The organism is Hydrogenophaga electricum (assembly GCF_030160815.1).
In the GTDB taxonomy this organism is placed as follows: domain Bacteria; phylum Pseudomonadota; class Gammaproteobacteria; order Burkholderiales; family Burkholderiaceae_C; genus Hydrogenophaga; species Hydrogenophaga electricum.
In genome coordinates this window covers 1-22,219 of record NZ_BSPB01000049.1, presented here as the reverse complement: position 1 = coordinate 22,219, position 22,219 = coordinate 1, and the positions used below count along the sequence as shown (strand labels likewise).

22 protein-coding genes and 2 pseudogenes are annotated in these 22,219 nt (G+C 69.8%); 16 read left to right on the top strand and 8 right to left on the bottom strand.

The genetic code is table 11. The annotated features are described in order from the left end of the window. The 4 genes and pseudogenes from QQK43_RS19015 to QQK43_RS19000 form a co-directional block, all read left to right on the top strand. The coding region (locus QQK43_RS19015) for a sensor histidine kinase (RefSeq protein ID WP_284309015.1) at nucleotides 1-1,824 on the top strand (1,824 nt) is incomplete at its 5' end. Further along, complete coding sequence (locus tag QQK43_RS19010) at nucleotides 1,803-2,438, top strand: response regulator transcription factor (RefSeq protein WP_234263838.1); 636 nt, start codon at nucleotides 1,803-1,805, stop codon at nucleotides 2,436-2,438. The genes QQK43_RS19015 and QQK43_RS19010, both read left to right, overlap by 22 nt. A 70-nt stretch (nucleotides 2,439-2,508) precedes the next feature. Next, nucleotides 2,509-2,742 (top strand): annotated as a pseudogene (locus QQK43_RS19005) (DUF1653 domain-containing protein); the annotation flags it as partial. Continuing rightward, entirely contained in the window at nucleotides 2,737-3,009 is a 273-nt protein-coding gene (locus QQK43_RS19000; RefSeq protein WP_370465315.1) for an oxidoreductase-like domain-containing protein, read from the top strand. The pseudogene QQK43_RS19005 and the gene QQK43_RS19000, both read left to right, overlap by 6 nt. A gap of 12 nt (nucleotides 3,010-3,021) precedes the next feature. Here QQK43_RS19000 and QQK43_RS18995 read toward each other — a convergent pair whose 3' ends face one another. The 5 genes from QQK43_RS18995 to QQK43_RS18975 form a co-directional block, all read right to left on the bottom strand. Beyond that, the gene (locus QQK43_RS18995) at nucleotides 3,022-4,116 is read right to left on the bottom strand and encodes a PA0069 family radical SAM protein (RefSeq protein WP_284309014.1); all 1,095 of its coding nucleotides are present in this window, start codon (nucleotides 4,114-4,116) and stop codon (nucleotides 3,022-3,024) included. A gap of 84 nt (nucleotides 4,117-4,200) precedes the next feature. After that, the gene (locus tag QQK43_RS18990) at nucleotides 4,201-4,743 is read right to left on the bottom strand and encodes a DUF924 family protein (protein ID WP_284309013.1); all 543 of its coding nucleotides are present in this window, start codon (nucleotides 4,741-4,743) and stop codon (nucleotides 4,201-4,203) included. A gap of 16 nt (nucleotides 4,744-4,759) precedes the next feature. Next, complete coding sequence (locus QQK43_RS18985) at nucleotides 4,760-6,547, bottom strand: monovalent cation:proton antiporter-2 (CPA2) family protein (protein WP_284309012.1); 1,788 nt, start codon at nucleotides 6,545-6,547, stop codon at nucleotides 4,760-4,762. Between the two features lie 4 nt (nucleotides 6,548-6,551). Further along, on the bottom strand, nucleotides 6,552-6,821 hold the full coding sequence (locus tag QQK43_RS18980; RefSeq protein WP_234263844.1) for a hypothetical protein: 270 nt from the start codon (nucleotides 6,819-6,821) through the stop codon (nucleotides 6,552-6,554). Between the two features lie 96 nt (nucleotides 6,822-6,917). Then, nucleotides 6,918-7,694 carry an SDR family oxidoreductase gene (locus QQK43_RS18975; protein ID WP_284309010.1) on the bottom strand — a complete coding sequence of 259 codons (777 nt, stop codon included), beginning with the start codon at nucleotides 7,692-7,694 and terminating at the stop codon, nucleotides 6,918-6,920. A gap of 111 nt (nucleotides 7,695-7,805) precedes the next feature. On the opposite strand from QQK43_RS18975, the gene QQK43_RS18970 reads away from it, so the two are divergent. The 10 genes from QQK43_RS18970 (at nucleotide 7,806) to QQK43_RS18925 (ending at nucleotide 18,320) form a co-directional block, all read left to right on the top strand. After that, complete coding sequence (locus tag QQK43_RS18970) at nucleotides 7,806-8,714, top strand: LysR family transcriptional regulator (protein WP_284309009.1); 909 nt, start codon at nucleotides 7,806-7,808, stop codon at nucleotides 8,712-8,714. Nucleotides 8,715-8,839: 125 nt separating this feature from the next. Beyond that, entirely contained in the window at nucleotides 8,840-10,378 is a 1,539-nt protein-coding gene (scpC, locus tag QQK43_RS18965) for a succinyl-CoA:acetate CoA-transferase ScpC (protein ID WP_267966342.1), read from the top strand. A 125-nt stretch (nucleotides 10,379-10,503) separates the two neighbouring features. Next, complete coding sequence (locus tag QQK43_RS18960; protein ID WP_284309008.1) at nucleotides 10,504-13,413, top strand: monovalent cation/H+ antiporter subunit A; 2,910 nt, start codon at nucleotides 10,504-10,506, stop codon at nucleotides 13,411-13,413. Then, nucleotides 13,413-13,757 carry a Na+/H+ antiporter subunit C gene (locus tag QQK43_RS18955; RefSeq protein WP_234263850.1) on the top strand — a complete coding sequence of 115 codons (345 nt, stop codon included), beginning with the start codon at nucleotides 13,413-13,415 and terminating at the stop codon, nucleotides 13,755-13,757. The genes QQK43_RS18960 and QQK43_RS18955 overlap by 1 nt, the downstream gene beginning before the upstream one ends. Further along, a complete protein-coding gene (locus QQK43_RS18950; protein ID WP_234263851.1) occupies nucleotides 13,757-15,403 on the top strand; it encodes a monovalent cation/H+ antiporter subunit D in 1,647 nt (548 codons plus the stop codon). The genes QQK43_RS18955 and QQK43_RS18950 overlap by 1 nt, the downstream gene beginning before the upstream one ends. Further along, nucleotides 15,400-15,888 (top strand): Na+/H+ antiporter subunit E, encoded by a 489-nt coding sequence (locus QQK43_RS18945; RefSeq protein ID WP_284309007.1) that lies wholly within the window; start codon nucleotides 15,400-15,402, stop codon nucleotides 15,886-15,888. The genes QQK43_RS18950 and QQK43_RS18945 overlap by 4 nt, the downstream gene beginning before the upstream one ends. Then, on the top strand, nucleotides 15,885-16,163 hold the full coding sequence (locus QQK43_RS18940) for a K+/H+ antiporter subunit F (protein ID WP_234263854.1): 279 nt from the start codon (nucleotides 15,885-15,887) through the stop codon (nucleotides 16,161-16,163). Before QQK43_RS18945 ends, QQK43_RS18940 begins: the two co-directional genes overlap by 4 nt. Beyond that, complete coding sequence (gene mnhG / locus QQK43_RS18935) at nucleotides 16,160-16,516, top strand: monovalent cation/H(+) antiporter subunit G (RefSeq protein ID WP_234263855.1); 357 nt, start codon at nucleotides 16,160-16,162, stop codon at nucleotides 16,514-16,516. The genes QQK43_RS18940 and mnhG overlap by 4 nt, the downstream gene beginning before the upstream one ends. A 66-nt stretch (nucleotides 16,517-16,582) precedes the next feature. Beyond that, nucleotides 16,583-17,551, top strand: coding sequence for an ABC transporter ATP-binding protein (locus QQK43_RS18930; protein WP_284309006.1), 969 nt, complete (start codon nucleotides 16,583-16,585; stop codon nucleotides 17,549-17,551). A gap of 1 nt (nucleotide 17,552) precedes the next feature. After that, nucleotides 17,553-18,320, top strand: a complete 768-nt coding sequence (locus tag QQK43_RS18925; RefSeq protein ID WP_370465314.1) for an ABC transporter permease — start codon at nucleotides 17,553-17,555, stop codon at nucleotides 18,318-18,320. A 3-nt stretch (nucleotides 18,321-18,323) separates the two neighbouring features. On the opposite strand, the gene QQK43_RS18920 is transcribed toward QQK43_RS18925, so the two are convergent. The 3 genes from QQK43_RS18920 to QQK43_RS18910 are packed head-to-tail and all read right to left on the bottom strand — an operon-like array spanning nucleotide 18,324 to nucleotide 19,866. Beyond that, the gene (locus QQK43_RS18920) at nucleotides 18,324-18,626 is read right to left on the bottom strand and encodes a single-stranded DNA-binding protein (protein WP_284309005.1); all 303 of its coding nucleotides are present in this window, start codon (nucleotides 18,624-18,626) and stop codon (nucleotides 18,324-18,326) included. Further along, nucleotides 18,623-19,102, bottom strand: a complete 480-nt coding sequence (locus tag QQK43_RS18915) for a hypothetical protein (protein WP_284309004.1) — start codon at nucleotides 19,100-19,102, stop codon at nucleotides 18,623-18,625. The genes QQK43_RS18920 and QQK43_RS18915 overlap by 4 nt, the downstream gene beginning before the upstream one ends. A 41-nt stretch (nucleotides 19,103-19,143) precedes the next feature. Then, nucleotides 19,144-19,866, bottom strand: coding sequence for an IclR family transcriptional regulator (locus QQK43_RS18910; RefSeq protein WP_284309003.1), 723 nt, complete (start codon nucleotides 19,864-19,866; stop codon nucleotides 19,144-19,146). A gap of 108 nt (nucleotides 19,867-19,974) precedes the next feature. Between QQK43_RS18910 and QQK43_RS18905 the strand changes: the two genes are divergently transcribed. Both QQK43_RS18905 and QQK43_RS18900 read left to right on the top strand, forming a co-directional pair. Beyond that, complete coding sequence (locus QQK43_RS18905) at nucleotides 19,975-20,949, top strand: hydroxymethylglutaryl-CoA lyase (RefSeq protein ID WP_284309002.1); 975 nt, start codon at nucleotides 19,975-19,977, stop codon at nucleotides 20,947-20,949. Further along, nucleotides 20,946-22,163, top strand: a pseudogene (locus QQK43_RS18900) (CaiB/BaiF CoA transferase family protein); the annotation flags it as partial. The gene QQK43_RS18905 and the pseudogene QQK43_RS18900, both read left to right, overlap by 4 nt. Nucleotides 22,164-22,219 lie beyond the last annotated feature (56 nt).

Sequence of the window (22,219 nt, the reverse complement as noted above, 5' to 3'; positions counted from 1 at the left end):
GATGCGGAATGGCTGGACCAGACCCTGCGCTTCCATTTCCGCCGCCTGGAAAACGACCTGGGCGCCCTGGCCCAACGCCCCGCACCAGGCACGCCCTCCGCCCGCGCACAACCCGCAGGCCTCTGGTGGCAGCAACCGGACCTGGTGGTCTTCCACGGCTGGGTGCCGGCCGGCGACGGCCGTGCGGCCGAGGCCGGCAACTGGCCCGCCGGCCTGCAGGCCCTGGCCAGGGGCGGCGAGAGCGCGAACGCGCTGGCCCTGCTGCTCGACACCACCCGCGGGCTGCAACGCACCGCGCACGCCGGCCCGCTGCCCGGCCCCGACGGCCAGCCGCTGCTGTGGCTGGCCGTGCCGCAGTTCGAGCAGGGTCGCTTCACCGGCGACTACGTGGCCGCCGTCTCGGTCGATCAGGTGCTGGCGCGCCTGATTCCCGATTGGTTCCTGCAGGACCACCGCCTGAGCAGCGCCGGCGACGACGGTGGCTCCGCCCTGGCCGCCGCCGGTCCGCGCGCGCGCTTTCTCGCGCCGATCAACCTGCCCGGTGCCCAGTGGCGCCTGCAGGTGGACCTGCTGGGCCGGCAGGCGCCGCTGGCCCCGCGCCTGTTCTTCGTGGTCGCCCTGATCTGCCTGGTGGGCATGCTGCTGGCGCTGTGGCGCCTGTGGCGCGACACCCTGCGGCGCCAGCGGGCCGAAGCCCGGCTGCAGACCCAGTTGGCGCTGCGCACGGCCATGGAACGCTCGGTCACGCTGGGCCTGCGCGCCTGGGACACCGCAGGCCGCCTGCTCTACGCCAACCCGGCCTTCACCCGCCTGGTCGGCTGGCCCGCACCGGTGCTGACCGACCCGGCCCGCCCGCCCGACCAGCCCCCGCCCTACTGGCCGCCCGAACAGGGCGACGAATTCCAGCGTATGCGCCACGGCGCCACCGAGCCCGAGCTGCAGCAGGCCGGCCAGGCGCTGCAACTGCTGCACCGCGAAGGCCACCGCATCGACGTGCTCACACACAGCGCCCCGTTGGTGCTGGCCGACGGCACCGTGGTCGGCTGGGTCGGCTCGGTGCTCGACCTCACCGAACGCCGCCGCGTCGAACGCCTGGCCGCGCGCCAGCAGGAGCTGCTCGAAGCCTCGGCACGCCTGGTGGCCGTGGGCGAGGTGGCCTCCACCCTCGCGCACGAGTTGAACCAGCCGCTGGGCGCGCTCAGCAGCTTCGCCACCGGCCTGCTCAACCGCATGCGCGAGCGCCGCATCGGCTACGACGACATCGTGCCCGTGGTCGAACGCATCGAACGCATGGCCGAAAAGGCCGGCCATGTGATCCACCGGGTGAACGCCTTCGCGCGCCGCCAGGAAATGCGCCGCCAGCCCCTGACGCTGGCGCCGTTTGTCGAGCGCGTGGCCCTGGGCACGACCCTGCCCGAGGGCGTGCAGCTCGACCTGCGCCTGCCGATCGGTGAAGGGCCGGTGGTGCCGGCCGACGCGCTGCTGCTGGAAAACGCGCTGCACAACCTGGTGCTCAACGCCGGCGAATGGGCCCGCCAGGGACCGCGCCCGCCCGGCCGCGTGCAGGTGGCGATCATCCCCGGCGACAGCGAGGCCCCCGGCGGCCAGGTTGGCATCTGCGTGGCCGACAGCGGCCCCGGCGTGCCGGCCGAGCAGCGCGCCCGGATCTTCGACGCCTTCGCCAGCGGCAAGCCCGGCGGCATGGGCATGGGCCTGGCCATCTGCCGCTCCATCGTGGAAGCGCACCACGGCCGGATCGAGGTGAGCGACAGCCCCACCCTGCAGGGCGCACAATTCACCCTGTGGTTGCCCCTGAATCCCTGAACCCTCCCGTCCACGTGGTCGACGACGACCCGGACTTTCGCGAAGGCCTGGTCTGGCTGCTGGAATCGCGCGGCCTGCCCACACGCAGCTGGGCCGGTGGCGACGCCTTCCTCCAGGCCCTGCACAGCGGCACCCAGACGCGCGAATGCGCCGTGGTGCTGCTGGACATCCGCATGGAGCCGCTGTCGGGCCTGGCCACCTTCGAGCAGCTCAAGGCCCTGGCCTGGCCCTGGCCGGTGCTCTTTCTCACCGGCCACGGCGATGTCGGCATGGCCGTGGCCGCGGTGAAAAACGGCGCCTGGGATTTCCTGGAAAAGCCGTTCCAGAACAACCTGCTGGTCGACAAGGTGGAAGCCGCGCGGCTGGCCGCCGTGGAGCTGGTGCAGCACGAACAGGAACGGCTGCGGATGCAGCAGGCCCTGGCGGCGCTGAGCGCGCGCGAGCGCGAGGTGCTGCGCGAGGTGCTGCAGGGGCACTACAACAAGAACATCGCCGACCACCTGGGCATCGCCCAGCGCACGGTGGAATTCCACCGTGCCAACATCTTCGAGAAGCTGCAGGTGGGTTCGGCGGTGGACCTGGCGCACCGGCTCGGCCGGCTGGGCCTGGAGTGAAGCCCCTTCTGCACCACCGCGCGCCTGGACAAAATCCCCCGCGCCGGACGCAGCCCCCCGGATCACCGAAATGAGCGCCTCCGACACGGATTTGCCCCCGCTGCTGCCCACCCCGCCCGGCCTGTACCGCCATTACAAGGGCGGCTGGTACGAGGTGCTCGACACCGTGCGCTGCAGCGAAACCCTGCAGGGCATGACGCTGTACCGCGCGCTCTATGGCGGCTTCGGGCTCTGGGTGCGGCCGGCCGCCATGTTCGGTGAAAGCGGCGTCTTCGAAGGCCGCGCCCAGCCCCGTTTCGTGCGCCGCGACCCGGCCGGTCTGCTGCTGGCCGACCTGCCCACCGCCCGCGCCGTGGTGGCCCACCTGCGTGCCCAGGCCCACCAGCGCGGCCTGGATCTGGACACCGCGCTGCGCCGGCCACCGCCCGAGCCCACCACCTGCTGCGGCCGCGGCTGCAACGGTTGCGTGTGGGAAGGCTTCTACACCGCCATCCACCACTGGCGCGACGACGCCTGCGCCCTGCTGACCGCGCACGGCGACCGGGCGGGCCATGCGGCCGCCGCGGCATAGCGGCACACCCGCTCAGAACAGATCGGCCTGCCCCCGCAGCGCCGCCGGCCGGAAGCGGCTCAGGTCCAGCGGTTCGCTATCGCGGTTGAGGCCCAGGCGCGCGCAGGCCTTGGCGAAGCGCTGGCGCAGCAGATCGGCCCACACGCCCTGCCCCTTCATGCGCGTGGCGAAATCGGCGTCGTAGTCCTTGCCGCCGCGCAGGTCGTGCATGCGCGCCATCACGCGCGCGGCACGGTCCGGGTAATGCAGCGCCAGCCAGTCGCGGAACATCGGCGCCAGTTCCCAGGGCAGGCGCAGCACCTGGTAGAAGGCCGCGCGCGCACCGGCATCGGCCGCGGCTTCGAGCACCTGCTCCATGTCGTCGTTGATGAAGGGAATCTGCGGCGAGACGCTCACCCCCACCGGCACCCCGGCGTCGGCCAGCGTGCGGATGGTGCGCAGGCGCCGGTGCGGTGCGGCGGCACGCGGCTCCAGCCGGCGGGCCAGCGCCGCATCGAGCGTGGTGATGGTGACGTACACCGCCGCCAGCCGCTGCTGCCCCATCGGGGCGAGCAGGTCCAGATCGCGCTCGACCCCGCTGCCCTTGGTCACCATGGCCAGCGGATGGCTGGCTGCGTGCAGCACCGACAGCGCGGCGCGGGTCAGCCGCAGTTCGCGCTCCACCGGCTGGTAGGCATCGGTCACGGTGCCCACGGCCAGGCGTTCGGGTACGTAGCGGGGCGCCAGCAATTCGTCGCGCAGGCGTTCCGCCAGCCCGCGTTTGGCGATAAGGCGCGTTTCAAAATCCAGCCCCGGCGACAGGTTCAGGTAGCTGTGACTGGGGCGCGCGTAGCAGTAGATGCAACCGTGCTCGCAGCCGCGGTAGGGGTTGAGGCCGTAGGTGAAGCCGATGTCGGGCGACTCGTTGCGGGCGATGGCGCTGCGGGCAGTTTCCCAGGTCACCTGCGTGGCCGGCGGCGGCACTTCGGCGAAGGCGGCGCCCTCACCGTCCGCGCCGCCCCAGCCGTCGTCAAACGCATTCCGGGCCTCGCGCTCGAACCGGTGCGGCTGGTGCCAAGCCAGGCCCCGGCCCTTGATCGCCTGCGGTGGAATGCGGTATTCGGCCATAAATACTGTTTAAAAAAACAGTATAAACAGCTTTGGCCATCCGGAACAAAGCCCCCACGGGGGCCATGGTGCCGGCCCCTGCGTTCAACCCGCAAAGCCCCCGGCGCGCAGGAACGCGGCTTCTGCTTCGGTGGTCTCCCGCCCCAGCAGCGGGTTGCGGTGCGGAAAGCGGCCGAAGCGCCGCACGATGTCGCGATGGCCTTCGGCATGGCGGCGGGCTTCGGGCCCGAGCCGGTCGTTGAGTTCCACCGACAGGTCCTGGTCGGCCAGGTCTTCGGAATGCGCAAACGGCAGGCAGAAAAACAGTTGCAGCGCCGTCTCGACCCGCGCCATGGCGCCCACCGCCTGCGCCCGGCGCGCCCAGTGGCGGGCCCGCGCATCGGTGGCGTACATGCGCGCCGTGCCGCGGAAGGCGTTGCGCGGAAACTGGTCCAGCAGGATCAGCAGCGCCAGCAGGCCGGTCGGTGTGACGGCCCAGCCATCCCGCTCGCCGCGCGCGGCGGCCTCGTGCAGCGCCAGGAAGCGCTCGCGGAAGTCGCGGTCGAAGGCCGGGTCGTGGCGGAACCACTGGCCCTCTTCACCGGCGTGGCGCCAGTAGTCCACCACGCGTTGAGCCTCGTCGGGCATGGGCATTTCCGTCATGTCAGTGGGCCGCCTGAGCGGCATCTTCGGGCGCGGCCTTGTCCGCCAAGTTGCGCAGCACCAGGGCACGACCGGCAAACAGGCCGCCGGCCAGTTCCAGATCGAAGCGGCCCGCGTCGCGGCGGCGCACCTCGGCCATGACCTCGTCGGCCTCTTCGGCGCTCGCGCCGGTGGCGATGACAGCCTCGCGCCCCAGCAGCATGGCAGACTCGAAGGTCTCGCGCACGAAGAAATCGGCGCCAGCGTGGGCCAGCTCGATCGCGTGCTCGCGGTCGAAAGCGCGCACCAGCACGCGGGCCTGCGGGCAGGCCTCCTTGGCGATCTCGGCAATCAGCGTGGCGGCGGCGCGGTCGTTGATGCACACCAGCACCGCGCTGGCCGCATGCGCCCCGGCCGCGTGCAGCACGTCGGGCCGGCTGCCGTCGCCGTAATAGACCTTGAAACCGTAGGACTGCGCGTCGCGGATGACCTGGGTGTCGTTGTCGATGATGGTCAGCGAGGCCCCGCGCGCCAGCACACCCTGGCTGGCGATCTGGCCGACGCGGCCGAAGCCAACGATGAGCACGCTGGCCGTGTGCTCGCCCACCGCTTCCACGCCGTCCATCGAAACCGCGGTCTGGCGGGCAAAACGTTTGTGCAGCAGCACGGTCAGCGGCGTGAGCGCCATCGACAGCACCACGATGGCCGTCATGTTGGCGTTGACCACCGGATCGATCACCCGGGCCGCCAGCGCCGCCGCGAACAGCACGAAGGCGAATTCGCCGCCCTGGGCCATCAGCACCGCGCGGTCCAGCGCGTCGGCGTGTGAACTCCTGGCCAGCCGCGCCACACCGTAGATGCACAGCGCCTTGACGGCCATCAGCGCCAGCACGCCCGAAACGATGAGCGGCCAGTTGCGCGCCACCACCGCGAGGTCGAGCGACATGCCCACGCCCAGGAAAAACAGGCCCAGCAGCAGGCCGCGGAAGGGTTCGATGTCGGCCTCCAGCTGGTGGCGGAAGGTCGACTCCGACAGCAGCACCCCGGCCAGGAAGGCGCCCATGGCCATGGACAGCCCACCCAACTGCATCAACAGCGCCGCCCCCAGCACCACCAGCAGCGCGGCGGCGGTCATGACCTCGCGCGCCTTGGCATTGGCCAGCACACGGAACAGCGGGTTGAGCAGCCACAAGCCGGCGGCCACCAGCGCGCCGATGGCGGCCAGGGCCATGCCCACCGCCGTCCAGCGCGCCCCGGCCGAGGCCGCCACCTCGCCCACGGCGGGCGGCGCCATGAAGGCCACCAGCGCCAGCAGCGGCACGATCAGCAGATCCTCGAACAGCAGGATGGCGACGATCTTCTGCCCGCGCGGCGCGGCCAGGTCGCCGCGCTCGCCCAGCAACTGCATCACGATGGCGGTCGACGTGAGCACGAAGCCCATGGCGCTGATGAAGGACACCGGCCACGAAAAGCCGAACGCCACCCCCACCAGCGTGAGCAGCGCGCCGCACACCACCACCTGCAGGCTGCCCAGCCCGAAGATCGAGCGGCGCAGGTTCCACAGGTGCGAAGGCCGCATCTCCAGCCCGATCACGAACAGGAACATCACCACCCCGAGCTCGGCGGTGTGCAGGATGCTCTGCGGATCGGTGAACAGACCGGCCCCGAACGGGCCGATGGCCAGGCCCGCGGCCAGGTAACCCAGCACCGAGCCCAGGCCCAGGCGCTTGAACAGCGGCACGGCCACGACGGCTGCGCCCAGCAGACTCACCACCTGGATCAGGCTGCCCGAACCGGCTTCCGCTGCCATGACTTCAGGCACGCGAGAGTTGCCACGCCACCACAGCGGCCACCACGGCCGGCACGGCGAACACGAGCAGCAGGATCGGCGCCTCCTGGCGCACGGTGTAGCCCGCGTGGGTGACGCCGACCCACATATTGGTCAGCGCCACCAGTAGCCAGACCGGCACAAACACCTTGGCGGCCAGCGCCATGCCCGCGGCGCTGGCGCCCCAGAGCCAGCCGAACAGCACGAACACCACCAGCAGCAGAACGCCGGCTCCCATCACCATGGCCATGTGCATGAAGCATCTCCTGTTGAACAAAACAGCATCGGTGCGCCAGTGTGACGCAAATGGCATGCCGGCGCACCCGGCGCTGCGGCCATGCCACCAGCGCCCTCACTTGGTGGTGTAGCCACCGTTGATGAGGATGGTCTGGCCGGTGATCCACCAGCCATCGCTGACCAGATGCCGGATGAAAGGCACCACGTCCTCGATATCGGTCAGCCCGGTCTGGCTGAAAGGCGAGAGCGCGGCGGCGGTCCGGTGGTAGGCGACCGCGTCAGCCCCTTCCTGGCCGTAGAAGAACGGGGTGTCCATCGGGCCCGGCCCCACGGCCGTGACCGAGATGCCGCGCGCGCCGAATTCCTTGGCCGCTGCCCGCGTGAAGTGCTCCACCGGCGCCTTGGTGCCCGCGTAGGACGCGTAAAACGGCGTGAACGCCCCCAGCAACGAACTGACCAGCGTGACGATCTTGCCGTGGTCCTGGACGTGGCGCCCCGCCTCCTTGAGGAAGAAAAACGCCGCCTTGGCGTTGATGTCGCTCATGGCGTCGTACTCGGCCTCGCTGATCTCCAGGATCGGCTTCTTGAGCACCTTGCCCACGGTGTTGATGGCGATGTGGGGCCGGCCCACCGCTTCCAGCGTGTCGGCAAAGAGCTTTTCCACCGCCGCGGCGCTCGTCAGATCCCCCTGGAGCGCTACCGCCACGGCGCCGGCCTGCCGCAGGGCGGCCACCGTCTGTTCGGCATCGGCCCGGCTGGCGGCGCTGTTGTAGTGGATGGCAACGGCCTGGGCGCCGTGCTGCACCAGATCGCGGGCGATCAGCCCGCCCAGGTTCTTGGCGCCACCGGCGATGAGGGCGACCTTGCCCTGGATGCTGTGCAATGAAGGCATGCAAAAACTCCTGAAACGAAGAACTCAGAGGGTTTGCAGCTTATTGATGGTTAAAAATAAAATAAATCAGACATTCAACACATTACTTTTCAAAAAAATCAAACAATAGGCATGGACCGCATCGACCACCTCGGCATCTTCGTGCGCATCGCGGACTGCGGCAGCTTCACCCAGGCCGCCGAACAGCTGAACCTGCCGCGCGCCACCCTGTCGGTGGCGCTGCAGCAGTTGGAAACCCGGCTCGGTGCGCGCCTGCTGCACCGCACGACCCGGCGCGTCAGCCTCACCCAGGACGGCCAGGCCCTGCTGGAGAGAGCCCGCACGCTGATCGCCGACATGGCCGAGCTGGAGCGCCAGTTCCGCCCTTCGGCCGGCTCGCTGAGCGGCCGCCTGCGGGTCGATCTGCCCAGCCGCATTGCCCGGCGACTGGTCGCGCCCGCCCTGCCGGCCTTTCTGGCCGAACATCCCGCGTTGCAGCTCGACCTGGGGTCGAGCGACCGGACCATCGACCTGGTGCAGGAAGGCGTGGACTGCGCGCTGCGCGTCGGCACGCTGGCACCCAGCAGCCTGGTCGCGCGCCCGCTGGGGCAACTGGCCCTGATCAACTGCGCCAGCCCCGACTACCTGGCCCGGCACGGCACGCCCGCTCAGCCGCAAGATCTCGACCACCACTGGGCCGTGGACTATGTGCCGCCGGCCAGCAACCGCCCCGCTCCGTGGGAATGGCTGGCACAGGGCAAGACCAGCACCCGGACGGTGCCCTGCCGGGTGAGCGCCAACAACGCCGAAACCTACATCGCCTGCGCGCTGGCCGGGCTGGGCCTGATCCAGATTCCGGCCTACGACGTGGCACACCTGATCGCGGACGGCCGGCTGGTGGCGGTGATGCCCGACGCCCAGCCGGCCCCCATGCCGGTGCACCTGGTCTACCCGCACCGGCGCCACCTCTCGCGCCGGCTGCAGACCTTCGTGCACTGGATGGAGGCCCTGCTTCACCCCCATCTTTTGTCGCCTATGTGACAAGCCAGAAATCCGGCCCTTCTGAGCAGCGAAAATTAGGGTTTTCCCTTAGATCACCCGCCCCGGGCCCGCACCGGCCTGCCGGACGGGGTCTGAGCCGCCCTGCCCACGGTCCGGAGACCCGCTTGAAGCATTCCCTTTCCCGCATCCAGCACCCAGGCCTGCAAGCCAAACTCATGTCGGCCGACGAGGCGGCGGCCCTGATCCGCCATGGCGACAACGTCGGCATGAGCGGCTTCACCGGCGCCGGCTATCCCAAGGTGGTGCCGGCCGCGCTGGCGCGCCACATCGAACGGCAGAACGCCGCCGGCGGCGACCCGTTCCGCATCGGCGTCTGGACCGGTGCCTCGACCGCGCCCGAGCTGGACGGCGCGCTGGCCAAGGTGGGCGGCATCGAGATGCGCCTGCCCTACCAGTCCGACCCGACCTGCCGCCAGCGCATCAACGCCGGCGAGATGGAATACATCGACATCCACCTTTCGCACGTGGCGCAGTTCGTCTGGTTCGGCTTCCTGGGCAAGCTCAACGTGGCGGTGGTGGAAGTGGCCGGCATCCTGCCGGACGGCCGCCTCGTGCCCACCTCGTCGATCGGCAACAACAAGACCTGGCTGGACCAGGCCGACCGCGTGATCCTGGAGGTCAACCACTGGCACCCGACCGCGCTGGAGGGCATGCACGACGTCTATTACGGCACCGCACTGCCGCCGCACCGCAAGCCCATTCCGCTGCTGCACCCCGGCGACCGCATCGGCGAAGCCTATCTGCACGTGGACCCGTCCAAGGTGGTCGCGGTGGTGGAAACCAACGCTTCCGACCGCGTCACGCCGTTCTCGCCGCCCGACGCCGTGTCGCAGCGCATCGCCGAGCACATCATTCACTTCCTGGGCCACGAGGTGAAGCAGGGCCGCCTGCCCCCTGAACTGCTGCCCCTGCAGTCGGGCGTGGGCAACACCGCCAACGCGGTGATGGCCGGGCTCAACAACGGCCCCTACACCGGCCTGACCGCCTACACCGAGGTGCTGCAGGACGGCATGCTGGAGATGCTCAAGTCCGGCAAGATGGCCATGGCCTCGGCCACGGCGCTCTCACTCAGCCCGGACGGCATCAAGGAATTCATGGACAACCTGGATTTCTACCGCCAGCGCATCGTGCTGCGCCCGCAGGAGATCAGCAACCACCCCGAGGTGATCCGCCGGCTGGGCATCATCGCCATGAACGGCATGATCGAGGCCGACATCTACGGCCACGTGAATTCCACCCACCTGATGGGCACGCGCATCATGAACGGCATCGGCGGCTCGGGCGACTTCGCACGCAACGCCTACCTCTCCATCTTCATGACCGGCTCGGTGGCCAAGGGCGGCAAGATCTCCTGCATCGTGCCCATGGCCAGCCACGTGGACCACACCGAACACGACGTGCAGGTCATCGTAACCGAACAGGGTCTGGCCGACCTGCGCGGCCTGGCACCCCGCCAGCGCGCCCGCCTGATCATCGAGCGCTGCGCCCACCCGGACTACCGCGACGCGCTCACCGACTACCTCGAACGCGCCGAAGCCGTGGCCCGCAGCGGTTTCGGCGGGCTGCACACGCCCCACGTGCTGCCCGAAGCGCTGGCCTGGCACGAGCGCTACGAGCGCGCGGGCGACATGCGCGCCGGCTGACCCCCTTCACCGCGGCGCCGGGATCAACGCGCTGGCCGCCGCAGAAGGCCCGTTCGGGAAATTTCGGTTTTCCCGAACGGTTCTTCCCGTCCAGATGGCTGGAAACGTCCTCTAAACTCAGCCACATGTCCCTGTTCCTGTTGCTCCTGCTGCCTTTTGTCGGCAGCGCGGTCGCCGCGCTGCTGCCCACAAACGCCCGCAACCTGGAGTCGCTGTGGTCGGGAGCCGTGGCATTGGGAGTGGCATTGCCACTGGCGCTGCTGTATCCCGAGGTGTCGGCCGCTGGCGTGATCAGTGAGCGCCTGACCTGGCTGCCCAGCCTGGGCCTGGACCTGGTCGTGCGCATCGACGGCTTTGCCTGGATGTTCGCCATGCTGGTCAGCGGCATGGGCCTGCTGGTGATCATCTACGCGCGCTACTACCTGTCGCCCGAAGACCCGGCCGCGCGTTTCTATTCGCTGCTGCTCGGGTTCATGGGCGCCATGCTCGGCGTGGTGCTCTCGGGCAACCTGGTGCAGTTGGTGGTGTTCTGGGAACTCACCAGCGTCTTCTCGTTCCTGCTCATCGGTTACTGGACCCACCGCAAGGAAGCCCGGCGCGGTGCGCGCATGGCCTTCACCGTCACCGCCACCGGCGGCCTGTGCCTGCTGGCCGGCGTGCTGCTGCTGGGCCACATCGTCGGCAGCCTGGAGCTTGACCAAGTGCTGGCCGCCGGCGCGCAGATCCGCGCCCATGCGCTGTACCCGGTGGCGCTGGCGCTGATCCTGCTGGGTGCGCTGACCAAGAGTGCGCAGTTCCCCTTCCATTTCTGGCTGCCGCACGCCATGGCAGCGCCCACGCCCGTGTCGGCCTACCTGCACTCGGCCACCATGGTCAAGGCCGGTGTGTTTCTGCTGGCGCGCCTGTGGCCCGCGCTGGCCGGCTCCGACATGTGGTTCTGGATCGTCGGCGGCGCCGGCCTGACCACCCTGCTGCTGGGCGCCTACGCGGCCATGTTCCAGAACGACCTCAAGGGCCTGCTGGCGTATTCGACCATCAGCCACCTGGGTCTGATCACCCTGCTGCTGGGCATGAACAGCCCGCTGGCCGCGGTGGCCGCCGTCTTCCACATGATGAATCACGCGACCTTCAAGGCCTCGCTGTTCATGTCGGTGGGCATCATCGACCACGAAACCGGCACGCGCGACATGCGCCGGCTCGACGGCCTGTTCAAGTCGATGCCGATCACCGGCACGCTGGCCATCGTGGCCTGCGCGGCGATGGCCGGCGTGCCGCTGCTCAACGGCTTCCTCTCCAAGGAAATGTTCTTCGCCGAGACCGTGTTCGTGCACGCCAGTCCGGCCATCGAATACGGCCTGCCGGCCCTGGCCACGCTGGCCGGCATCTTCGCCGTGGTCTATTCGCTGCGATTCGGGCACGACGTGTTCTTCGGCGCGCCGCCCGACTGCCCCCGCGTGCCGCACGAGCCCACGCACTGGATGCGCGTGCCGGTCGAACTGCTGGTGCTGGCCTGCATCGTGGTCGGCACCTTGCCGGCCTGGTCCATCGGCCCGCTGCTGGCCACGGCCGCGCAGCCGGTGGTGGGCGGCCCGCTGCCCGAATACAGCCTGGCGGTCTGGCACGGCTTCAACACCCCGCTGGTGATGAGCCTGGTGGCCACGGCCGGTGGCCTGGTGGCCTACTTGCTCTTTGCCAAGCGCTTCAAGTCCCGGCGTGCCCGCTGGGCGCCCGGCCTGCGCTGGTTCAACGGCAAACACCTGTTCGAGATCACGCTGGCACTGATCACCGACGGCGCCCGCCGCCTGCTGCGCCGCACGGGCACCCGCCGGCTGCAGCCACAACTCGCGGCCATGGTGGTCATCGCGCTGCTCGCCGGGGTCGGCTCGGCCCTGATCGTGCCCCTCACCTGGGGCGACCGCGCCCGGGTGCCGGCGACGCCGGAGTTCGTGGCGCTGTGGGTGATCGCCGGGGCCTGTGCCATCGGCGCGGCCGTGCAGGCCAAGTTCCACCGGCTCGCGGCCCTGATCATGCTCAGCGTGGTCGGGCTGGCGCTGTGCATCACCTTCGCCTGGTTCTCCGCGCCCGACCTGGCCCTCACCCAGCTCTCGGTCGAGGTCGTGACCATGGTGCTGTTCCTGCTGGGCCTGCGCTGGATGCCCAAGCGCATCGAGCGGGACGAGCTGCCGTTCACTGCCCTCATCTGGTGGCGCCGCCGGCGCGACCTGCTGATCGCGGTGCTGGTCGGCATGGGCCTGGCCGCGCTGTCCTACGCGCTGCTCACGCGCACCGCCCCGCTGTCGATCTCGCCCTACTTCATCGAAAACGCGCTGCCGCTCGGTGGCGGCACCAACATCGTCAACGTGATGCTGGTCGACTTCCGGGCCTTCGACACGCTGGGCGAGATCACCGTGCTGGGCATTGTGGGCATCACGGTCTACGCCCTGCTGCGACGCTTCCGCCCGCCCGTCGAGGTCATCGACCAGCCGGCCCAGCAGCGGGCCGCCCCCGAAAACACCGAAAGCGATCTGCTGACCCGCACCGAGGGCGAGGGTGACACCCCTCAGCGCTACCTCGAAGTGCCCGCAGTGCTGGTGCGCCTGCTGCTGCCGGTGGCCGGCGTGTTTGCCTTCCACCTGTTCATGCGCGGCCACAACGAGCCGGGCGGCGGCTTTGTCGCCGGCCTGGTGGTGGCCATCGCCTTCATCGCCCAGTACATGGTCAGCGGCACGCGCTGGGTGGAAGAACGCATGCGCCTGCTGCCGCCCCGCTGGATCGCCTTCGGCTTGCTGCTCGCGCTGGCCACCGGCCTGGGCCCGCTGTTCCTGGGCTACCCGTTCCTGACCACGCACACCGCGCACGCGCACTGGCCGCTGGTGGGCGACGTGCACCTGCCCAGCGCGTTCTTCTTCGACTTGGGCGTGTTCGCCGTGGTGGTGGGCTCGACCCTGCTACTGCTCACCGCCATTGCCCACCAGTCGCTGCGTGCGCGCCGCCGCCAGGCCGTCGTAGCCAGCGACACCGAGGAGACCCTCTGATGGAACTGATCGTCTCCCTCGCCATCGGCGTCATGGCCGGCGCCGGCATCTGGCTGGTGCTGCGGCCGCGGACCTTCCAGGTGCTGATCGGGCTGTCGCTGCTGTCCTACGCCGTCAACCTGTTCATCTTCAGCGTCGGCAGCCTGTCGATCGATGAAGAGCCCATCGTGCGCGCGGGCCAGGTGGCCAACCTGACCAACTACACCGACCCGTTGCCGCAGTCGCTGGTGCTCACGGCCATCGTGATCGGTTTCGCCACCACCGCCCTGTTCCTGGTCGTGCTGCTGGCCCTGCGGGGCCTGTCCGGCGGCGACCACGTGGACGGCCAGGAGGAGCGCCGCTGATGAACCTGACCCACCACCTCATCGTCGCCCCTGTGCTGCTGCCGCTGGCCACGGCAGCCCTGATGCTCATGTTCGGCGAAGGCCGGCGCGGGCTCAAGGCCGTGGTCAACACCCTGTCCACGACCACCGGCCTGTGCATCGCCATCGCGCTGCTGCTGCGCGTGCAGGCTGGCGGCCCCGAGGCCTTCGGCATCTACCTGCCCGGCAACTGGCCTGTGCCCTACGGCATCGTGCTGGTGGCCGACCGGCTCTCGGCCCTGATGGCCGTGCTGGCCGGTGCGGTCGGGCTGGCCGGGCTGCTCTATGCGCTGGCCCGCTGGCAGCACGCCGGCGTGTACTTCCATGTGCTGTTCCAGCTGCAGCTCATGGGCCTGTACGGCGCCTTCCTGACCGCCGACCTGTTCAACCTGTTCGTGTTCTTCGAAGTGCTGCTGGCCGCCAGCTACGGCCTGCTGCTGCACGGCGGGGGCGCAGCCCGTGTCAAGACCGGTCTGCACTACATCGCCATCAACCTGATGGCCTCGCTGCTGTTCCTCATCGGGGTGGCCGTGCTCTACGGCGTGACCGGCACGCTGAACATGGCCGACATGGCGCAGAAACTCAGCCTGGTGCCGGCCAGCGACCGCGGCCTGCTGCACGCCGGGGCGGCCATCCTGGCCATCGCCTTCCTGGCCAAGGCGGCGCTGTGGCCGCTGAATTTCTGGCTGCCGCCGGCCTATGCCGCCGCCAGCACACCGGCGGCGGCCGTGTTCGCGATCCTGACCAAGGTGGGCTTCTACGCCATCCTGCGCCTGTGGACGCTGTGCTTCCCCGAAAGCGCCGGCGACTCGGCCGGCTTCGGCGGCGAAGCGCTGATCTGGGGCGGCCTGGCCACGCTGACCTTCGGTGCCGTGGGCATGCTGGCGTCGCAGCAACTGGCGCGCCTGGCCGGCTACAGCGTGATCGCCTCTTCGGGCACGCTGATCGCCGCCATCGGCTTCGACACCCCGCTGCTCAGTGGCGGCGCCCTGTTCTACCTGGCCAGCTCCACGCTGGCGGGCTGTGCGCTGTTCCTGCTGGTCGAACTGCTCGAACGCGCCCGCGAGGTCGAGGCCGACCCGCCGGAAATGGACGACGGCAACTACGCCCTGCCCGCCTTCTTCGACGCCGAGCCGCCGGCCGGCACCAACCTCGACGACGACGAGGAAGCCCTGATCGGACGCGCCATTCCCGCCGCGCTGGCCTTCCTGGGCGTGGCCTTCATCATCTGCACCATGGTGATTGCGGGCCTGCCGCCGCTGTCGGGCTTCGTCGGCAAGCTCGCCATGCTGGGCACGCTGATCGACATCGGCACCGCCCCAGCCTGGACCCTGTTCGCCCTGCTGATCGTCGCCGGCCTGTTTGCCGTCACCGCGCTGATGCGCGTGGGCATCCGCCACTTCTGGACCACGCAGGACCGCCCGGCACCGCGCCTGCGGGTGGTCGAGACCCTGCCGATCGCCGGCCTGCTGCTGGCCCTGATCGCGATGGTCTGGCAGGCCGACGCGGTGCTGCGCTACACCCGCGCCACGGCGGAATCCCTGCACACCCCCACGCAGTACATCGACGCCGTGATGGGCACCTGGCCCGTGCCCAACCCGGTGGCCGCCTCCGGAGCCGCCCCATGAAGCGCCTGATCCCTTCGCCCTGGCTGTCCCTGGGCCTGTTTGCCGGCTGGCTGCTGCTGGTGCGCAGCACCAGCCCGGGCCAGATCCTGCTGGGCCTGCTGGTGGCCGTGGCCATGCCGCTGCTGATGGGCCCGCTGCGCCCGACACCCGGCCCGCTGCGCCGCTGGGGCGTGCTGATCGCGCTGATCCTGCGCGTCGGCCGCGACGTGGTGCGCTCGGCCATCGACGTCGCCGCGGGCGTGGTGCGTGCCCGCCAGCAGCCGCCGCGCGGCCACTTCGTCACGGTGCCGCTGGAGCTGCGCGACGTGCACGCGCTGGCCGCCCTGGCCATGATTTCGGCCGTGATCCCCGGCACCGTGTGGTCGGAGCTGTCCGCCGACCGCAGCGCCCTGCTGATCCACGTGTTCGATCTGGCCGACGAGGCCCGGTTCATCGCGCACTTCAAGGCCGACTACGAGCACCCGCTCAAGGAGATCTTCGAATGAGCCCCCTGCTCTCCTGGGCCGTCACGGCCACCTTGCTGCTCTATGTGCTGTCCATGGGCATCGGGCTGCTGCGCATGCTGCGCGGCCCGAGCGCGCAGGACCGCGTGCTGGCGCTCGACTTCCTCTACGTGGTGGGCATGCTCATCATGCTGGTGCTCGCCATCCGCTACGACAGCGCCATGTACTTCGAAGGCGCGCTGCTGATGGTGCTGTTCGGCTTCGTCGGCTCGGTGGCGCTGGCCAAATTCCTGCTGCGCGGGGAGGTGATCGAATGAGCCTGCCGCCGATCCCCGAAATCATCGTCGCGCTGCTGCTGCTGTGCAGCGGTATCGTGGTCCTGATCGCCGCGCTGGGCCTGTGGCGCCTGCCCGACTTCTTCTCGCGCATGCACGCGCCGGCGCTGGCCTCCACACTGGCCGCCTGGCTGGTCACCTTTGGCTCCATCCTGCACTTCAGCACGCGCGGTGCCGGGCTCGCGCTGCACGTGTGGCTGATCATCATCGTGCTGTCGATCACGGCCCCCGTCACCACCATCGTGCTGGCCCGCGCCGCCCTGTTCCGCCGCCGGCGCGCCGGGGACGATCTGCCGCCGCCGCTGTCGACCACGGCCGAGCCCCCCGCGCGCTGACGCCCCCGGGCCGCGCATCAACCCTGCGGTCTGTACGCATAAACAGTATTCGGTGAGAATGCGGGGATGTCGTCCCTCCCCGCCTCTGCGCCGTCTCCGGACGGCACCATCCTCGCGATCCGCGGTCTGCACAAAACCTACCCCGGGGGTTTTCAGGCCCTCAAGAACGTCAACCTGGACATCCGGCGGGGCGAAATCTTTGCCCTGCTCGGCCCCAACGGCGCTGGCAAGACCACGCTGATCGGCACCGTCTGCGGCCTCACGCTGCCGACCAGCGGCACCATCCACGCCGCCGGCTTCGACATCGTGCACGACTACCGGCAGGCCCGCGCCGCCATCGGCCTGGTGCCGCAGGAGTTGCACACCGATGCCTTCGAAACCGTCTGGGCCACCGTCAGCTTCAGCCGCGGCCTGTTCGGCCAGGCGCCCAAACCGGCGCTGATCGAAAAAATCCTGAAAGACCTGTCGCTCTGGGACAAGAAGGACAACAAGATCATGACGCTCTCGGGCGGCATGAAGCGCCGCGTGCTGATCGCCAAGGCGCTGTCGCACGAGCCGCAGATCCTGTTCCTCGACGAACCCAGCGCGGGCGTCGACGTGGAGCTGCGCCACGACATGTGGCGTCTGGTGCGCGAACTGCGCGAGGCCGGCACCACCATCATCCTGACCACGCACTACATCGAAGAAGCCGAAGACATGGCCGACCGCATCGGCGTGATCCGCAAGGGCGAGCTGATCGTGGTCGAAGACAAGACCACGCTGATGCGCCAGCTCGGCCGCAAGGAACTCGCGCTGTCGCTGCCGCAACCGCTGGCCGCGGTGCCCGACGCGCTCTCGCGCTGGCCGCTCACGCTGGCGCCCGACGGCCTGACCCTGACCTACACCTTCGACGCCCACCAGGAAGACACCGGCATCGCCGAACTGCTGGCCGCGCTGGGTGCCCAGGGCATCGCCTTCAAGGACCTGCGCAGCAGCGAAAGTTCGCTCGAAGACATCTTCGTCAGCCTGGTCCACGAACAGAAAGCGGGGGCCTGAGATGCACCTGAACCTGCACGGCGTTCGCGCCATCTACCGTTTCGAGATGAACCGCGCGTTCCGCACCTGGATGCAGAGCCTGATCGCGCCGGTGCTCACCACCTCGCTGTACTTCATCGTCTTCGGCTCGGCCATCGGCTCGCGCATGGGCGACATCGGTGGCGTGGACTACGGCGCCTACATCATCCCCGGCCTGCTCATGCTCTCGCTGCTGAGTGAAAGCATCTCCAACGCCTCGTTCGGCATCTACATGCCCAAGTGGTCGGGCACCATCTACGAACTGCTGTCGGCGCCGGTCGGCTGGGTCGAGGTGCTGCTGGGCTACGTGGGCGCGGCCGCCAGCAAGAGCCTGCTGCTGGGCACGCTGATCCTGCTGACGGCACGCTGCTTCGTGCCCTATTCCATCGCCCACCCGGTGTGGATGGTGGGCTTCCTGCTGCTGACCGTGGTGTCGTTCTGCCTGTTCGGTTTCATCATCGGCCTGTGGGCCGACAGCTTCCAGAAGCTGCAGGTGATTCCGCTGCTGGTCATCACGCCGCTGACCTTCCTGGGCGGCGCGTTCTACAGCATCAACATGCTGCCCGAACCCTGGCAGACCGTGTCGCTGTTCAACCCGGTGGTCTACCTCATCAGCGGCCTGCGCTGGGCCTTCTACGGGCAGGCCGACGTGCACATCGCCGTCAGCACGGGCATGACGCTGGTGTTCATGTTCGCCTGCCTGGGCGTCGTGTGGTGGGTGTTCAAGACCGGCAAACGCATCCGGCAGTGAACCTCAGCCGCCGTCGCGCGCGCTCAGCACCCGCGTGGCCACCATGTCCAGGCTGGGGCGCGCCACGCCCTGCTTGTCGACCCACACCTTGGGCGTGAGTCCACCGGCCAGCGACAGCGCGTCGCCATCGGCCAGCGCCAGCAGCGCTGCCGCGGGGGCATCGTCGAAGGCGATCACGTTGACGATGTATTCGTCGTCCACCCGGTTGCGCGCCAGCACGCGCGCCACCACATAGCCTCGCCCCGCCTTGTCCACGCGGCGCGAGGCCTCGCCCATCAGGCGGCCGGCCACCAGTCCCTCGATCATCGGGCAGGCCTTTCAAACCCCGAAGCCACCCAGGCCTCGGCGCTGGCGATGTTCAGCTTGAACGTGGGCGGCACCGGCACCCGGGCCAGCTCTTCGCCGTACTCGTCGGTGGCTCGCAGCGTGGCCGTCGCGCCTTCTTCGTCGGGCACGATGGCCAGCGCCACGCGCACGCGTCGGCCGCCCACCACCAGGTTCACGCTCTTGTTCAGTTCGGCGTGGCGCTGCTGCTCGGTGCGGCGGATCACCTCGCTCGCGGTTTTCACCAGCGTGTTGAAGGCGTTCACGTCCAGCGGCTTGGGGTTCTTCTTGTCGCGCCCCATGGTCCAGGGGCCGACCAGCGCGGGCTCGGGCTCGCCATCGAGGTACATGGCCACAGCCCAACCATCGTCGTCTTCGTTCTTGATCACGCGCGCCGTCCAGCGCTCGTCGCTCCACACGCGGTCTTCGTGGATGGGGTCCTGGGTATCCTGGGTCATGGGGCGATGGTACGCGCAGCGCCCGGCGGCGGTGTGCACCGTCAGATGGCGGGCTGGCCACCCAGCCGCGCCGACAGGCGCGCGGCCGACACCCGCACCTCGTCCACGAAGACGGGCTGGATGCGCGACTCCGGCGCGGTCAGCGTGAGGGCCCCCACCAGTTCGTGCGGCGCCTTCCAGACCGGCGCCGAAATGCCCACCAGCCCGGGCACCCGGTCGCTGCTGACCATCACGTGGCCGTCCTGCCGGATCGCGTCGTAGAGCTTGCCGCGCGCGCCCGTGTAGGCCATGAGGATGCGCCCCCCGGCGCCGCGGTCGAGCGGCAGCAGGTCCCCCGCCCGCACGTGGTCGCGCAGCAACTGCGGCGAGTCCACGCGGAACAGCACCAGCCGCTGATCGCCCTGGCGCACATGAAAAGACGCACTTTCCTGCGTGCGCTGCACCAGGGCCCGCATCTCCGGCAGCACCACGTCTTCGAGCGAAAACGAGTCGGCATAGATCGCGGCCAGGCGTGCGACTTCGGGCCCCAGCGACCACAGGCCATCCGGGGTGCGCTGCACCAGCCCGGCATGCGCCAGCGAGGCGAGCAGGCGCAGCACCGTGCTTTTGTACAGCCGTGTGCGCTCCGCCAGAACGGTGACCGACAGCGCGCCGTCGCCCTGGCGGAAGGCGGCCAGCAGGCTGAGGGCGCGGTCGACAGCGGCGGCCCCGCCGGGGGCGGCCTGCTCGTCGGCCACGGAAGGAAGCGCGGACTTTCTGGGCATGGCACCGAGCTTACGGCAAACCCGGTTTGACAAGCCGGGACCCACACCCTACCATTGTTCTATCTAATGATTAATAATTCTATCTTTCAGAACAACCCATCAACACCCATGCCCCTCTCCGAATCCACCGTTCTCATCAGTGAAGTGGGCCCCCGCGATGGCCTGCAGAGCGTGAAATCGGTCATGCCCACCGCCGCCAAATGCGCCTGGATCGACGCGCTGCACGCCGCCGGCCTGCGCGAGATCGAGATCGGCTCGTTCGTGCCGGCGCGGCGCCTGCCGCAGATGGCCGATGTGGCCGACGTGGTGCGCCACGCCCTCGCCCTGCCCGGCTGGACGGTCATGGCCCTGGTGCCCAACCTGCAGGGCGCCGAAGCGGCGCTGGCCACCGGCGTGCACAAGCTGACGCTGCCGGTCTCGGCCAGCGAAGCCCATTCCCTGGCCAACGTGCGCAAGACCCGCGCCGACATGCTGGCCGAACTGCGCCGCATCGTCGCGCTGCGCGACGCGCAGGCACCCGCCGTGCGCATCGAGGTCGGCCTGTCCACCGCATTCGGCTGCACGCTGCAGGGGCCGGTGCCCGAAGACGAGGTTCTGCGCCTGGCCGAAGCCGCTGCGGCGGCCGGGGTCGACGAGGTCGGCCTCTCGGACACCACCGGCATGGCGCAGCCCGCCCAGGTGCGCCGCCTGTTCACCCGGCTGCGCGCCGCGCTGGGCGAACGCGCAGGCGCCGCGCACCTGCACAACACCCGCGGCCTGGGTCTGGCCAACTGCCTGGCCGCCTACGAGGCCGGCGTGCGGACCTTCGACAGCTCGCAGGCCGGCCTGGGCGGTTGCCCCTACGCGCCGGGGGCCTCGGGCAACGTGGTCACCGAAGACCTGGTGTTCATGTTCGAAGCCATGGGCATCGCCACCGGCGTCGACCTCGAAGCCCTGCTGGCGGCGCGCGCGCCCCTGCGCGCCGGCCTGCCCGGTGAACCGCTCTACGGCATGCTGCCCGAAGCCGGCCTGCCGCTGGGCTTCACCTACGCCGACGGCCGGCTGCCCCGCACCCCTTCCATTCCCCGACAGGCCGCCGCATGAACCCGAGCACCCCGCCCCCTGCCCCCGACAGCCTGCCCCTGCAAGGCCTGCGGGTGGTGGAATTCACCCACATGGTCATGGGCCCGACCTGCGGCATGATCCTGGCCGATCTGGGCGCCGAGGTCATCAAGGTCGAGCCCATCGCCGGCGACAGCACGCGCCGCCTGCTGGGCTCGGGCGCCGGCTTCTTCGGCACGTTCAACCGCAACAAGCTGAGCCTGGCGGTGGACGTGAAAGACCCACGCGGGCGCGAGATCGTGCTGCGCCTGGTCACCGGTGCCGACGTGTTCAGCGAGAACTTCAAGAGCGGCACCCTGGACCGCCTCGGCTTCGGCCACGACGCGCTCGCGCGCCTGAACCCGCGCCTGGTCTACGTCTCGCACAAAGGCTTTCTGCCCGGCCCCTACGAACACCGCACGGCGCTCGACGAGGTGGTGCAGATGATGGGCGGCCTGGCCTACATGACCGGCCCCGAAGGCCGGCCGCTGCGCGCGGGCACCAGCGTCAACGACATCATGGGCGGCATGTTCGGCGCCATCGGCGCCCTGGCGGCGCTGGCGCAGCGGGAAAAGACCGGCCGCGGCCAGGCCGTGCAGAGCGCGCTGTTCGAAAACAACGTGCTGCTGGTGGCCCAGCACATGATGCAGTACGCGGTGACGGGCCGACCCGCAGCCCCCATGCCCAGCCGCATCAGCGCCTGGGCCGTGTACGACGTCTTCAGCGTGCGCGGTGGCGAGCAGATCTTCCTGGCCGCCGTGAGCGACACCCAGTGGGCCCTGATGTGCGAGGCCTTCGGTTTCGACGACCTGAGCAGCGATCCCCGGCTGGACAGCAACAACGCCCGCGTGCAAGCCCGCGCCTGGATGCTGCCCCTGCTGCGCGAGCGCTTCGCCGCGTTCAGCGCGGCCGAACTGGCCGAGCGCTTCGAACGCATCGGTCTGCCCCACGCCCCCATCACACGGCCGCAGGACCTGCTGGATGACCCGCACCTGCTGGCCACCGGGGGCCTGGCCCCGGTCACGCTGCCGGCCGACGCCAGCGGCGCCGGCCGCACCGTGGACACCCGCACCGCCTTGCTGCCCCTGACACTGGACGGCGAGCGCCTGCCCCTGCGGCGCCCGCCCCCCGCGCTGGGCGAACACACCCTGGCACTGCTGCGCGAGCTGGGCTACGGCGACGCCGAGATCGCCGAACTGCAGGCCAGCGGCGTGGTCGGCACCGGCACCGCACTGGCTGCCGCGGCCTGAACCGCTGTCAGCGGCGCGTGCGG